Here is a 14336-nt window from a genome sequence, read left to right as displayed (position 1 = left end):
GGCCGTCGGGGCGCGGGGCCGAGCCGCGGCTTCCCTCGTACGCGCGACCGGAAGGCGCCGAAGCGCAGGCGGGCACCCCTGCCCCCAAGGCCCCGGCGCCAGGCCCGCTCGCGGCGCGTCCGCTTCCCACCGCCCTCCTCACCTGCGCGATGGCGTTCTCCATGCTCCAGCTCTTCCTCCTGGGAGCGCTCGGCCCGCGCCTGGTGGACGAGTTGGACATCTCGCCCACGGTGCTCGGCCTGACCACGACGATCGGCTTCGGCACGGCGGCCGTGCTGTCCCCCGCGGGCGGCCGGATCGTGGACCGGGTGGGCCCGCGCCGCGCCCTCGCGGCGCTGCTCCTGCTCTCGGCGGTGGCGCTCGCGCTGATCGGGGCGGCGCCCGGTGCGGGTTTCCTGCTCGCTGCGGTGGCGCTCGGCGGGCTGCCGCAGGCGCTCGCGAACCCGGCGACGAACAAGGCGATCCTGGCGACCGTGGAACCGGCACGCCGGGGCGCGGTGACCGGCATGAAGCAGTCGGGCGTCCAACTGGGCGCGTTCGCCGCGGGCCTGCCGCTCGCGGCCCTCGCGGGGTGGCTCGGCTGGCGGGGCGCGGTGTGGACGGCGGCGGGCGCGGCGGTGGTGACGGCGGTGTGGGCGCTGCGCACGTTGCCGCAGGACGCGCCCGCCAGGACCGGCGCGCCCCCGGCGTCCCTCGTGCCGCGCGGCACCATCGCCTGGCTCGCGGGCTTCTCGCTCCTGCTGGGCTGCGGCATCGCCTCCGTCAACACCTACCTGGCGCTGTACGGGGCGCACCGCCTCGACCTGGGGCCCGGCGCTGCCGGGGCGCTGGTCGCGGTGCTCGGGGTGGCCGGGGTCGTGGGCCGTATCGCCTGGTCCAAGGCGGCGACGCCCGGCCGCGCGGAGTGGCTGCCGGGCCTGCTCGCGGCGGGCGCGGTCGGCGCGGCGCTGCTCCTGGCCGGGGCGGCGGCGCTGGGCGCGCTGGTGTGGCCGGGCGCGGTGGCGGTGGGGGCGTTCGCGGTGTCGGCCAACGCGGTGTCGATGGTCCTGGTCATGCAGCGCGCGGCAGCGGGCCGGGCGGGCCAGGACTCCGCCCTGGTCTCGGCGGGCTTCTTCGCGGGCTTCGCCCTCGGCCCGCCCCTCTTCGGCCTCCTGGCCTCCGCCGGCCACTACGGCTGGGGCTGGACCCTGGTGACGGCGGAGTTCGCGGCGGCGAGCGCGGTGGCACTGGCGTGGGCGGTACGGGAACGGGGGCGCGGCGTGGGCGCGGGGGAGGGGCGGGATGCGTGAGGACCGGGAAACGGGGTCGGTGGCGGGGCGGAGGGCTCAGCTGCGCCGGGGTGCTCCTGGGGGGGCGGGGTGCGGATGGGCGGGGTGCGGATGGGTGAGGGGCGTTGGGGGTGAAGCGGTCGAGCGGTGGAGCGGAGTGTGGAGGAGTGGTTGAGGTGCAGGGTGGGTGGGGCGGACGCGGCGGGATCGGGCGAGTGAGGGGGTGTGCTCGGCCGTGGAGCGGTGTGCGGAGGAGCGGTTGAAGTGCGGGATGGGTGGAGCGGAGTGGGGGCCGGATGCAGAGGACGGGGGAGTGGGACGCGTGACGGGGGAGCGGATGCATGACGGGTCGGGCGGGGTGACCGACGGGTGGGCCGAGAGTGCCCTGCAGGCCGTGCTCGGCCGGGTCGCCGTGACCCTCGCCGAGGTCGGCCCCCGCTTCCCGCTGTCCGCCGACCCCGACACCGGCACGTGGACCACGACCCGGCGGGGCTCCTGGACGGGCGGCTTCTGGGCCGGACTGCTGTGGCTGCGGGCGCGGTCCACGGGCGCCCCGGCCGACCGGGCCGCCGCCGAGGAGTGCACGGCGCGCCTCGCCGACTGGGCCGACGCCGACACCGCGACCCGCGGCCTGATCCTCTGGTACGGCACCGCCCTCGCCACCGCGTCGGAGCCCGCCGCCGCCCTCCGCACCCGCGCGGCCCGCGCCTGCCTCGCCGCCTTCGACCCCGAACTCGGCCTGGTCCCCTGGGGCGCGGCCTTCGGCGGCCCCCGCCTCCTCGCCCGCGCCGACGGGGCGCCGGGGCTCGTCCCGCTCCTCGCCTCGGCGGGGCCGCGAGGGAGGGAGGCGGCGGCATCGCACCTACGCCGCCACTTGGAGCTGTGCGTCGGGGACGGCGGCCCCCTCGCCCCCGCCTGGCGTCACGACCCCGCCACGGGCTGGCACCCCCTCCCCGAACCTGCCCCCGGCTGGAGCCGCGGCCGGGCCTGGCTGCTGCTCGCCGCAGCGGACGCGCTGACGCGGCCCGGCGGAGCGACGGGGTGTCCCGACCACCTGCACGCGACGGCCGGGTCGCTGGGGGCACCGGTGCCCGCACCGGCGGAGATCGAGGACGAGGCCGAAGCCGAGGCGGGCGCCGCGCCACTCGCGGAGACGGCCCGCCCGGCCGCACGCGCGGACGGGGCGCACCCCGCCGCCCCCACGCACACACCACCCCCGGCGGCCCCTCTGATCCCACCCGCCGACACATCCCACCCCGACGGCCCGCCCGACACCTCCGCCGCTGCCATCACCGCCGTCGCCCTCCTCAAACTCGCCACCCTGCCCGGCCAAGAGGCCTGCGCCCGCCGAGCGGAGGCGGTCCTGCACCGCCTGGTCACGGCGCACCTGAGCGGCACGGAATCCGCGACCGCCACCGACTCGGCCACGGGCACGGACTCCGCGACCGTCCCCGACCCGGCCACCGGTACTGACTCCGCGACCGCCCCCGACCCCGCCGCCGGCACCGACCCCCCACCCGGAATGCTCCTCCACGGCTGCCACGACGCGGCGACGGGCACCGCCGTCCAACACGAGCTGATCTGGGGCGACTTCTTCCTGGCCCTCGGCCTCGCCGCGCTGACGGGCCTGGTGGATCCACGCGAAGCGTGAAGCGCGGGCCGGGGGCGCACCCACGCTCCACGGGCCTCTGGCCAGTGCCCGCCGTGCTCCACGGGCCCCTGGCCAGAGCCCGCCGTGCTCCACGGGCCTCTGGCCAGAGCCCGCCGCGCCCAACGGGCCCCCGGCCAGACCCCGCCGTGCTCCACCGGCCCCCGGCCAGAGCCCGCCGTCCTCAGCGGCCTCCTGCCAGAGGCCCGTACCCACTCAGCACGCGCCGCGCCACCGAAGTGATGTGCAGCTCGTCAGGGCCGTCGAGGATCCGCGCCGCGCGGCCCGAGCGCAGGAGCGCGGGCAGCGCGGTGTCGGGGCCGAGCCCGGCCGCGCCGTGCACCTGCACCGCCGCGTCCACGACCTGCTGCAGCGTGCGCGCCGCGGCGACCTTGGCGAGGCCCACCTCGACGTGCGCGTCCTCCTCGGCGACGAGCCGCGCCACCGCCTCGTGCACCAGCGGCCGCGTGGTCCGCAGCGCGAGGAGCGACTCGAAGACGTGGCGCTGGACGAGCTGGTGGGAGGCGAGGGCCCCACGGGAACCCGTCCGGGCGACGGCACGCGCGGCCATCAGGTCGAACGCCCGCTGCGCCTGCCCGAGCCAGCGCAGACACCGCAGCGTACGGCCGAGCTGGAGCCGCTCGCCCGCGACGGCGAGAGCGGCGCCGCGCGCCCCGACGAGGTGGTCACCCGGCACCCGTACGCCGTCGAGCTCGATCTCCCACTGGCCGCCCGCCCCGAGCACGGGCAGCTCGCGGACGACACGGAAGCCGGGCGACGCCGTGGGCACGAGGAACAGCGACAGGCCGGCGCGGTCCGGCGGCGCGCCGTCCGTGCGGGCGAGGACGGCGACGAGGTCCGCGCCCGCCGCCCCGGACGTGAACCACTTGCGGCCGGTCAGGCGCCAGCCGCCGTCCGGCAGGAGGTCGGCGCGGGTGCCGGTGAGGAAGGGGTCGGTGCCGGGCACGTCGGGCTCCGTCATCGCGTAACAGGCGCGGAGTTCGCCCGAGACGAGCCGGGTGAGATACGCCTCGCGGACCCGCGCGGTGCCGTGGCGGCGCAGCATCGCCACATCGAGGAGCGGCGCGGAGCCGAGCGCGGCGGGCCCGTGGTCGCTGGCGCCCTCCGCTTCGGCGAACGCCGCGTACTGGGCCAGGCCGAGCCCCTGACCGCCGAGTTCGGCGGGCAGCGGCAGCGCCCACAGTCCGGCCCTGCGGGCCCGCTCCCGCAGGGACCGCAGCACGGCGTCGGCCGGCGGCCCGCCCGCGTCCAGGGTGTCCTCGCACGGCACGACGTGTTCGCGTACGAAGGCGGCGACGCGCTCGGACAGGGGCGCGGCGCCGTCGTCCGGGGACACCGCGCCCGCCTCGGCCCCACTCCGCGCACAGGGCCCTGAGATCGCATCTGCCACACCTGCCGCATCTGCCATATCTGACACGTCTCGCACGTCTCGCACGTCTTCCGCTGTCACCGCGGCCCTCGCTTCCTCTGGTTCACCGGGAACCCGCGGGCCCGGGCGCCCGACTGTCTTCCAAGGAACTGGTCGGGTGCCGACGGCCTCGGGTTCCCGCGTTCGGAACGACCCCGGCGGGGGCTGCCCCCGCGCCGGAAGAGGAGACACGACTGACATGACGTCATCACCACCCCTCGCCACAGTGCGCACCGCCGCCCTGCCCCTGGAGTCGCTGCGCTGCGAGATCGACGGGCCGATCGAGTTGACGCGGGTCGTCACCGAGCATCTGCGCCTGCTCGGCGCGGAGTCGACGGGTCCGGCGGGTCCGGCGGAGGACACCGCGACCGCGACGCCCGCCGGGGTCACGGGAGCCGAGGGCGCCGCCACCGGGGGCGCGGCAGTCGGGGCAGCCCACGGCGGGGCCCCGGAGGCGGGCGGCGAGCCCCCCGCCCACGCCCGTGTCGTCCTCACCGGCGACGGGTTCGGGCCGGTGACGGCGCAGGTGCACTGGGCCGAGGCCCGGACGACGGCGTCGCGCGACGCCGTGGACTCGCCGGGAGCGGCCCCCCGCCCCCGCGAAGCGCTCCCCACCCCCGACGAAGCCACCGTCCAGGCCGCCACCGGCATCATGTCCGTGCACGGGCGCCGGGACGACGGCCCTCGCGGGCTCGGCTCCGACTACGCCGCGACCGCCGCGGGCGTCCTCGCCGTCCAGGGGCTCCTGGCCCAACTCCTCGCCCAGGCCCGGGGCGGCGACGCCCGCGCGGCGGCGCGGGTCACGACCAGCGCGGCCCGCGCGGGCCTGCTCGCCGTGTCGCAGTACCTCGCCGCCACCGGCGCCGACGAGGACGAGGCGGCCCGCATCGCCCCGGGTGGGCCCCCGTTCACCTCCGCCGACGGCACCCTCTTCGAGCTGGAGACCCTCGACCCCGGCGCCTGGGCCGCGTTCTGGAGGGCCCTGGACGCGCCGGGCGACGCGATACGCGCGGGCTGGCGGCCCTTCCAGTTCCGGTACGCCACCGCCTGCGCGCCCTTCCCGGAGGCCCTGCACGAAACGGCCCGCTCCCACGACTGGGCCCGCGTCAGGCAGGCCGCGGCCTCCTCCGGCGCCGAGGTCTGCGCCCTGCGCACCCTCGCGGAGCGGGCGGCCGAGCACGACGGCGCCGCGCCCTGGTCCCTGGCGCGGCTCGGCCCGGCAGCCGCCGCGCCGGGGCGGCGGGCCCGGCAACTGCCCACCCCGGAGCTGCCCTTGACCGGCATCACCGTCCTGGAGGCGGGCCGCCGCATCCAGGCCCCGCTGGCCGCCCACCTGCTCCGCCTCCTCGGCGCCGACGTCGTCCGGATCGAGCCCCCGGGCGGCGACCCGCTGCGCGGCATGCCGCCCGCCTGCGGCGGCGTCTCGGCCCGCTGGCTGGCCCTGAACCGGGGCAAGGACGCCGTCGAGGCCGACATCAAGTCCCCCTCCGGACGTCGCCGCCTGCGTGAACTCGTCGCCGACGCCGATGTGTTCCTGCACAACTGGGCCCCCGGCAAGGCCGCCCAGCTCGGCCTGGACGCCGCCGACCTCACCACCGTCAACCCCGGCCTCGTGTACGCGTACACGAGCGGCTGGGGCGACCGGCTCGACGACGCCCCCATGGGCACCGACTTCATGGTCCAGGCCCGCACGGGCGTCGGCGCGGCGGTACGCCCGGCCGACGAGCCGCCCGCGCCCTCCCTGATGACCCTCCTCGACGTGCTCGGCGGCCTCCTCGGCGCGGAAGCCGTCCTCGCCGGGCTGCTCCTGCGCGAGCGCAACGGCGGCCGGGGCGTACGCGTCGACTCCTCCCTCCTCGGCGCCGCCGACACCCTCACCGCCCCGGCGCTGCGCCGCGCGGCCCAGGGCACGGAACCCCGCCCGCCCGCGGGCTTCCGCCGCCCCCTGCGCACGGCGGACGGCTGGCTCGCCCCGACCGACACCTGCGCGGCGGCCGCGTCGGCGTACGACCTGGGCGCCCTGCCCACGCCCGATGCCCTGGCGCTCCTGCGCTCCCACGGCCTGACCGCGACCCCGGTCACCACCGACCTCACGGCCCTGCACGCCGACGCGCGCTTCCCGCGGTCCATCGGACGCGACACGCACGGGGCGCCCGTCGTCCCGGACCCGTGGGCCTTCTCCTGACACCTGCCGCGCCCCCGGCCACGCACCCGTCTCCGGCACCAGCAACCGCCATCGGCACCAGAACCTGTCACCGGCACCCGGCCGCACCCGCGCCCGCACCCGTGCGCGAGGCCCCGAACCTCCAACTCTTCCCCCCCCAGCTTCCCTCTTCCCTCTTCCCTCTTCCCTCCCTCACTCTCTTCCTCCCTCCTTCTCCCAGGAGCCCTCATGCCCCGCCCCCTGAACGACCTCCTGCCCGCCTCCCTCCGCCGCGCCTGGGCGGTCGACGGCACCTGCCCCGACCTCGACCTGTACAGCCTGTTCCGGGCCCGGCAGATCAGCGACCCGCACCGCACGGCCGTCATCGACGCCAAGGGCAAGCTCTGTTACACGGCCCTCGACCGCAAGGTCCGATGTCTGGCCGTCGGGCTCAGAGAGCTGGGCGTCGCGGCGGGAGACGTCGTCGGCGTACAACTCCCCAACGCCCGGGCGGCGGTCATCGCCGACCTCGCCCTCGCGGCGATCGGCGCGGTCGCCCTGCCCTTCCCCGTGGGCCGAGGCGCCGCCGAGGCCACGAGCCTGCTGCGGCGCGCCGACGCGGTGGCCGTCATCGCCGCCGCCGAGCACCGCGGCGCCCACCCGGCGGCGGCCCTCCTCGCCGCGGCCCCCGCGCCCCTGCGGCACGTCATGGCCGTCGGCCCCGGCGCCGTCCCCGAAGGCGCCGTCGCCTTCGCCCAGTTGCTGCGCGCCGACCCGGCCGCGTTCGTGGCCGCGCGCCCCGACCCGGACGGCCCCGCCCGCATCCTGGTGTCCTCCGGCTCGGAGGCCGACCCGAAGATGGTCGCGTACTCCCACAACGCCCTCGCGGGCGGCCGGGGCAACTTCTTCGCCTCCCTGATGCCGGACCCGGCACAACCCCCGCGCTGTCTCTTCCTGGTGCCGCTGGCCTCCGCGTTCGGGTCCAACGGCACCTCCGTCGCCCTCGCCAGGCACGGCGGCACGCTCGTCCTGCTCGACCACTTCACCCCCGAGGCCGCCATCGCCGCCGTACGGGAACACGAACCCACCCACGTCCTTGGCGTACCGACCATGGCCCGCATGATCCTCGACCGCCTGGAGCAGGAGCGCGCACAGGACCAGGAGGGCGCAGGAAAGCTGCCCGCGCCCACGGCCCTCGTCCTCGGCGGCTCCCCCCTCGACACCACCACGGCCGCCGAGGCCCGCCACGCCTTCGGCTGCCCCGTGGTGAACCTCTACGGCTCCGCGGACGGAGTCAACTGCCATACCGGACTGGGTGATTGGACCGAAGGCCAGGAAGGCCCCGCCGGAGCCGGAGCCGGAGCCGGAGCCGGAGCCGGAGCCGGAGCCGGAGCCGGAGACAGGGGCAGGGGCAGGGGCAGGGACGGAGACGTCCACGGGTTCCGGCACGGCATCGTCGCGGGCCGCCCCGACCCGCGCGTCGCCGACATCCGCGTAGCCGACCCCGTCACCCACGAACCCCTGCCGGACGGCGCCGTCGGCGAGATCGTCGCCCGCGGCCCGATGACACCCCTGTGCTACGTCGGCGCCCCCGAACTCGACGCCCGCTACCGCACCCCAGACGGCTGGGTCCGCACCGGCGACCTCGGCCTGCTCGACGCCGACGGTGTCCTGCACGTGGTCGGCCGCCTCAAGGACGTGGTGATCCGCGGCGGCGTCAACATCAGCCCCGCGGAGGTCGAACGGGAGCTGAGCGCGCATCCGCTGGTACGTGACGTGGTGTGCGTCGGCGTACCCGACCCGGTGATGGGGGAGCGCCTCGCGGCCTGCGTGGTTCCGGCGTCCCGCGGGGCCGGGCCCGCGACGACCCTCGACGACCTGGTCGGGCATCTCGCCGGGCGCGGCCTCGACCGGGTCAAGCACCCCGAACGGCTGCTGCTCGTGGCGGAGTTGCCCCTGACCCCGGCGGGCAAGCCGGACCGCGCGGCGCTGCGGGAGCGGGCGGCACGGGCCTGAGGCCGGACGGAGACGAAGGCGGGGGCGGTGCCGGGGATCTTCTCCCGGCACCGCCCCCGCCTCCTACTCCTTGAACCACTCCACCTGCTGCTCCGCCTACTCGGCCTTCTTCGCCTTCATGGCCTTCTTCAACTCCGCTGCGGCGTCCCGGTACACCGGCAGCAGGTCCAGGTCCTTGCCCGGGTAGTTGACGATCTTCACCTGGGCGGCGCCGGAGTCGGGAAGCACCTTCCCGGTGGACATGTGCGCGTTGTCGAGGACGAACGCGGGCTTCTTCGCGGAGAGCCGGGCGAGCTGACCGGCGGTGACCGCCTCGGGGCCGTACGTGCCGACGGTCCGCGCGCCCGCCATGCGCGCCGACCAGGTGGTGAACACCTGGCTGACGACGGCGGGGCTGTCGCCGCCGGGCCAGGACGCCTTGAGGTCCTTGGCGAGCGCGGCGTACTCGCGGTCGAAGGTCTTGGTCCAGCTCGCCGCGGCGGCCTTGGTGCCGAAGAGCCCGCCGAGCCGCTTCACCTCGCCGCGGACCTTCGTGGCGTCGTTGTCGAGGTCGACCTTGACCAGTTCGGCCTTGGAGCCGGCGGCGTCCTTGATCTTCCCGGCGTACGGCTCGAAGGGCGCGTACAGGACGAAGTCGGCCTTCGCGACGGCGGCGAGGTCGGAGGGCTTCGGGTCGTAGTCGGGGGCGTGCTGGGTGGACGGCGGGACGAGGACGGTGACGTTCTCGGCGCCCGCGGCCTTGGCGAAGGCGCCTTCCCAGGTGGTGGTGGCGACCACGACGGGCCCGTCCTTCTTGCTGTCGGAGCCGCCGTCGGACGAGTCGTCGCCGCAGCCGGCGGCCGTGCACGCGAGGACGGCGCTCAGTGCGAGGAGGGCGGACGTGCGGGAGAGGGGGATGCGGACGCCGTTGCGCGCCATGAGGTGATGCTCCGTTCGGGGATGAGATGGACGGCGAGGACGACGGCCCCCGCGGTCAGGACGAGGACGGGCCCTGGCGGCCAGTCCAGCCAGAGGGCGATGAGGAAGCCCGTGACGTTGACGGCGAGGCCGATGGCCACGGCCCACAGCGCGATGGTGGTGAGCCGCTTGCCGAGGCGGCGCGCGGCGAGCGCGGGAAGCAGGGTGAGCGCGTCCACGAGCAGTGCCCCGGTCAGCTTGATCGCCCCGGCCACGGCGACGGCGACGAGGACGAGCAGGACGACGGTGAGCGGGCCGACGGGAACGCCGGAGCACTGCGCGAGTTCACGGTCGTACAGGAGGAGGGCGAGGTCGCGGCGCCGCCACCAGAACAGCGCGGGGACCGCGACGGCGAGCACGCCGACCACGACGATGTCCGTGCTGCCCACGGACAGGATGGAGCCCCACAGGAGCGCGAACGCGCCGGAGGCGTTGACCCCGGACACGGAGAGGACGAGCAGCGCGGCGGCGATGGCCATGCTCATCAGGAGCCCCATCGCCCCGGAGAGTCCGGCCGGTGTCCGGGCCAGCGGCGCGACCCCGGCGCCCGCGAGCGCGCACGCCACCAGGGCGCACAGCATCGGGTCCAGCCCGGTCAGCAGGCCCACCGCGATGCCCAACAGCGCGACATGCATCATCGCGAACCGCACCGGCATGATGTCGAGCCCGACGATCACGACCCCGACGACGGGGAGTCCGACGGCGGCGAGCAACAACGCGAACCCGGCACGCTGCACGGGCACGAGTTCGAGCATCAGCCCGATGTCAGCTGTGGCGAGAACGTTCATGGCCGCGCCTCCGGAACTCCATGGCCACGACCGGCCGAACGAATCCAGCCCGCCCGGCGTGCGAGGACGAGCCGCCGAGCCGGGGTCGGCGGGGGACAGTCCCACCCGCCCGGGACGGCCACCTCACCCCCTCCGAACCCCCAGCCCGTCCGGCGCTTGAGGACGAGGCCGGTCAGGCCGGTCAGGCCGGTCTCGGGGGTCCGGGGGCGGAGCCTCCGGTTTCGGGAGGGGGCGGGATCGGGGAGCCCCCGGCAAGGCCTCACACCCCCACCTCCCGCAGCCGCCCCGCCGCCATGTCCAGGACCCGATCGCACCGCGAGGCAAGCCCCCGGTCATGGGTGACGACGACCAGCGTGACCGGCAGCGCGACAAGCGCCGCAGCGGCCTCCTCCTGCCCCGCGAAGTCGAGCGCGGCGGTGGGCTCGTCGGCGAGCAGCACCCCCGCCCCCGCGGCGACGCACCCGATGGCCCGGGCCAGGTACATCCGCTGCAACTGGCCCCCGGACAGGGTGTCCAGGGGCTGGCGCCGCAACTCGCCCACGCCGAGCGCACGAGCCGCCTCCGCGGCGTCCTCGGGCGCACCCCCGGAGTCCAGCAACTCACCCGCGAGCAGCGGGAACCGCCCGGCCGTGGGCTTCTGGGGCACCCAGGCACAGGCCCGCCGCCGCCACGCCCGGTCCGCCGCGGATGCGGTACCGCGCCCGCCGACGAGGATGCTCCCCGCCGTCTGCCGGTGCAGGCCGAGGACGGCCCGCAGCAGCGTGGACTTGCCGGAGCCGTTCGTGCCGGTGAGCGCCACCCGCTCCCCGGCGGCGACCTCCAGGTGCACGTCGTCGACGGCGACCACGCGCCCGTGGCCGCAGGTCACACCCCGCATACGTAGGTCGAGACCACCCATCGCCTGCCCGTGCCCCTCTCCGGCCCTGGTCCTCCCGGGCCGGTCCCGGCGACTCCCGGCCACGGCCCCGGGGCAGTAGTCGGACGGACTGCGCGAGGAGTTCCCGCACGCGGGCAGCGGATCCGCGGCTCAGCTGCCGGGCCGGACGACCACGGCTCGCACGGTCACCTCCCCGCTGTGCCGGAAGCGCAGCACGAAGGGCACTTCGTCACCGAGCCGCAGCGCCCCGACGGGCCGCAGCATCACGTCCAGGCCCTCGGGCGTCATCCGGACCACGGACCGCGCGGGCACGGCCGCCGAGTCGACCATGCGCATCGACTCCACGTTCCCGGCCCGTTCCACGGTCCGGCTGAGCATGACGTCGTCGGCGACTGGCGAGCGTACGGACACCAACTCGTCGCCGGACTCACCTGTGTTGGTGATCCGGAAGAACGCGGCGGTCTCCTCCTTGCCGCCGTACGGCAGGAACACCCGCCCGTCGTCGACGGCCACGCGCGCCGGGCTGCCCGCGGCCCCGGCGGCGACCCACGCCGAGAGCCCGCAGAGCGCGACCGCGCAGGCGAGGACGGGGGCGAGGACGGGGGCGAGGACGCCGGGGAGCACGGAGCGCAGGCGTGCGTACGCGTCGCCGGGAGCACCGGAACCGGAGGCGGCCCGCAGCCGCAAGCCCGAACGACCCCTCACCGAAGCCCCCTTCCCCACGTCCCCCGAGCCCCCTGCGTTCCCCGAGCCCCCTGCGTCCCCCGAGCCCTCCGCGTTCCCTGCCTGGCCCGAGACCCCCGCTCCCACTCCCGCTCCACGGGTTCCCGCGCCGCACTCCGCGGCACCGGCTCCCACGTGCGCAGCCGCAGGCTGTTCGCGACCACGAGCAGGGAGCTGGCGGACATCGCGAGGGCCGCCGTCATGGGGCCGAGGCGGCCGACGGCGGCGAGCGGTACGGCGACGGCGTTGTAGCCGAACGCCCAGACCAGGTTGGCGCGGATGGTGGCCAGGGTGCGGCGGGCGAGGCGTACGGCGACGGCCGCCGCGCCGATGTCACCGGTGGCCAGCGTCACGTCGGCCGCGCCGATCGCGGCGTCGCTGCCGCAGCCCATGGCGATGCCGAGGTCGGCGCGGGCGAGCGCGGCGGCGTCGTTCACGCCGTCGCCGAGCACCGCGACCCGGCGCCCCGCCGCCCGCAGCCGCCCGACCAGCTCCGCCTTGTCCTCGGGCGCGCAGCGCGCGTGCACTTCGGTGATGCCGAGCTCGGCGGCGACGGCGTGCGCGGTCGCCGCTCGGTCCCCGGTGGCGAGGACCGGTTCCACGCCGAGCCGCCGCAGCCGGTCCACCGCGCGGTAACTCCCGGCCCGCAGCACGTCCCCCACGGCCACGACGGCCTCGACGGCACCGTCGACGCGCACCAGGACCACGGTCCGCGCGGCGGCCTCGGCGTCGACGAGAGCACGGGCGAGGCTCTCCGGGAGAGGCCGGACGGAGCCCTCGGGCCCCTTGTGACTCCCGGCCGGCCCCCGGGCAGAGCCAGAACCCGCGGACACGCCCTCCGCCTCCACCCCCGCCAAGCCCCCGTCCGCCCCCGGCGAGCACACCTCCACCACCCGCCCCTCCACGACCCCGCGAACGCCCCACCCGGGCCGCGCCCGGAACTCCGCGACCTCGGGCAGCTCCTGCCCGGCCGACTCCTGGCGGGCGTACGACGCGATCGCGCGCCCCAGCGGATGCTCCGAGCCCCGCTCCACCGCCCCCGCGAGCCGCAGCGCCGCGTCCCGGCCCAGGCCGTCCGGTACGGCGGTGACCTGGGTGACGGTCATCTGTCCCGTCGTGAGCGTGCCGGTCTTGTCGAGGACGACCGTGTCGACGTGGCGCAGTGTCTCCAGAGCGCGCGGCCCGCTGACGAGGACGCCGAGCTGGGCGCCGCGCCCGGTGGCGGCGAGCAGCGCGGTGGGCGTGGCGAGCCCGAGGGCGCAGGGGCAGGCGACGACGAGGACGGCCACGGACGCGGTGACGGCAGCCTGCGGGTCGGCCCCCGCGCCGAGCCAGAACCCGAGGACGGTCACGGCGAGCGTCAGGACGACGGGGACGAAGACACCCGCCGCTGCGTCCGCGAGGCGCTGGGCGCGGGCCTTGCCCGCCTGGGCCTCCGTCACCATCCGGGTGATCCGCGCCAGTCGGGTGTCGCAGCCCACGGCCGTGGCCCGCACCACGAGCAGCCCGCTCTCGTTGACGGCGGCCCCGACGACGTCCTGCCCGGGGCCGACCTCCACCGGATCACTCTCACCGGTCACCAGCGACAGGTCGAGCGCGGAGTGCCCGGACACCACCACACCGTCGGTGGCCACGCGCTCCCCGGGCCGTACGACGAACTCCTGTCCCAGCCGCAACTCCGCCGCGGGCACCCGCCGTTCACCGCCGCCGGGCTCCCGCACGGCGACGTCCTTCACGGCGAGCGACGCGAGCGACCGCAGCGCCGCTCCGGTGCCGTGCCGCGCCCGCGCCTCCAGGAAGCGCCCCGCGAGCACCGAGAGCGGCACGCCGACCGCCGCCTCCAGATACACGTGCGCGCCACCGCCCGCCGACGGCAGCACCTCGAAGGGCATCCGCATCCCCGGCTCGCCCGCCCCGCCGAGGAACAGGGCGTACGCAGACCAGGAGAAGGAGGCGGCGACCCCGAGCGACACCAGCGTGTCCATGGTCGCTGCGCCGTGCCGCAGGCCGCGCACCGCACGCAGGTGGAAGGGCCACGCCCCCCACACCGCGACCGGCGCCGTCAGCATGAAGCACAGCCACTGCCAGTTGCGGAACTGCCAGGCGGGCACCATCGACAGGACCAGCACGGGCAGCGAGAGCAGCGCGGTGACCAGCAGCCGCTGCCGCTCGGCCCTCGCCTCGTCGTCGCCCGCCGCCGTGGGTTCGGCTGCCTGCGACGGCGAGGGAGTGGGCGGCGCGGGCGGCGGGGGCTGCTCCGCGGTGTATCCGGCGCGTACGACGACGGCGACGAGCTCGTCCGTGCCCGTGCCGACGGGGTGGCGCACCCGGGCCCGGCCGGTGGCGAGGTTCACGGTCGCGGTGACGCCCGCCAGCTTGCCGAGCTTCTTCTCGACGCGGTTCACACAGGCGGCACAGGTCATCCCGCCGACGATCAAGTCCGTGGTGACGGTGGCCTCGGGGGCGGCCGCAGCCGTGGGCTCGGGC

General features: G+C 76.7%; 10 protein-coding genes. 4 read left to right on the top strand and 6 right to left on the bottom strand.

The features are described 5' to 3' along the window. Positions 1-161 precede the first annotated feature (161 nt). Together QUY26_RS08805 and QUY26_RS08800 are read left to right on the top strand one after the other, a co-directional pair. The gene (locus tag QUY26_RS08805) at positions 162-1289 is read left to right on the top strand and encodes an MFS transporter (RefSeq protein WP_436840295.1); all 1128 of its coding nucleotides are present in this window, start codon (positions 162-164) and stop codon (positions 1287-1289) included. A gap of 292 nt (positions 1290-1581) precedes the next feature. Further along, positions 1582-2919 carry a sugar ABC transporter permease gene (locus QUY26_RS08800; RefSeq protein ID WP_436840294.1) on the top strand — a complete coding sequence of 446 codons (1338 nt, stop codon included), beginning with the start codon at positions 1582-1584 and terminating at the stop codon, positions 2917-2919. 181 nt (positions 2920-3100) lie between these two features. Here the strand turns inward: QUY26_RS08800 and QUY26_RS08795 are convergent, their stop codons facing one another. Continuing rightward, positions 3101-4273: an acyl-CoA dehydrogenase family protein gene (locus QUY26_RS08795; protein WP_289944771.1), complete on the bottom strand. Its 1173-nt coding sequence runs from the start codon at positions 4271-4273 to the stop codon at positions 3101-3103. Between the two features lie 271 nt (positions 4274-4544). Between QUY26_RS08795 and QUY26_RS08790 the strand changes: the two genes are divergently transcribed. Both QUY26_RS08790 and QUY26_RS08785 read left to right on the top strand, forming a co-directional pair. Further along, positions 4545-6530, top strand: coding sequence for a CoA transferase (locus QUY26_RS08790; protein WP_289944770.1), 1986 nt, complete (start codon positions 4545-4547; stop codon positions 6528-6530). Between the two features lie 207 nt (positions 6531-6737). Then, positions 6738-8504 carry a class I adenylate-forming enzyme family protein gene (locus tag QUY26_RS08785; RefSeq protein WP_289944768.1) on the top strand — a complete coding sequence of 589 codons (1767 nt, stop codon included), beginning with the start codon at positions 6738-6740 and terminating at the stop codon, positions 8502-8504. Positions 8505-8600: 96 nt separating this feature from the next. Here QUY26_RS08785 and QUY26_RS08780 read toward each other — a convergent pair whose 3' ends face one another. The 5 genes from QUY26_RS08780 to QUY26_RS08760 form a co-directional block, all read right to left on the bottom strand. Then, entirely contained in the window at positions 8601-9422 is an 822-nt protein-coding gene (locus QUY26_RS08780) for a metal ABC transporter solute-binding protein, Zn/Mn family (RefSeq protein ID WP_289944767.1), read from the bottom strand. Further along, positions 9365-10249 (bottom strand): metal ABC transporter permease, encoded by an 885-nt coding sequence (locus tag QUY26_RS08775; RefSeq protein WP_289944765.1) that lies wholly within the window; start codon positions 10247-10249, stop codon positions 9365-9367. Before QUY26_RS08775 ends, QUY26_RS08780 begins: the two co-directional genes overlap by 58 nt. Positions 10250-10508: 259 nt before the next feature. After that, a complete protein-coding gene (locus QUY26_RS08770; RefSeq protein WP_289944763.1) occupies positions 10509-11147 on the bottom strand; it encodes an ABC transporter ATP-binding protein in 639 nt (212 codons plus the stop codon). Between the two features lie 129 nt (positions 11148-11276). Then, the gene (locus QUY26_RS08765; protein WP_289944762.1) at positions 11277-11831 is read right to left on the bottom strand and encodes a copper chaperone PCu(A)C; all 555 of its coding nucleotides are present in this window, start codon (positions 11829-11831) and stop codon (positions 11277-11279) included. Then, positions 11828-14272 (bottom strand): heavy metal translocating P-type ATPase, encoded by a 2445-nt coding sequence (locus tag QUY26_RS08760; protein ID WP_289955605.1) that lies wholly within the window; start codon positions 14270-14272, stop codon positions 11828-11830. Before QUY26_RS08760 ends, QUY26_RS08765 begins: the two co-directional genes overlap by 4 nt. Positions 14273-14336 lie beyond the last annotated feature (64 nt).

This window comes from Streptomyces flavofungini (genome assembly GCF_030388665.1).
Taxonomy (GTDB): Bacteria; Actinomycetota; Actinomycetes; order Streptomycetales; family Streptomycetaceae; genus Streptomyces; species Streptomyces flavofungini_A.
This window is presented reverse-complemented; position numbering and strand designations above follow the sequence as displayed.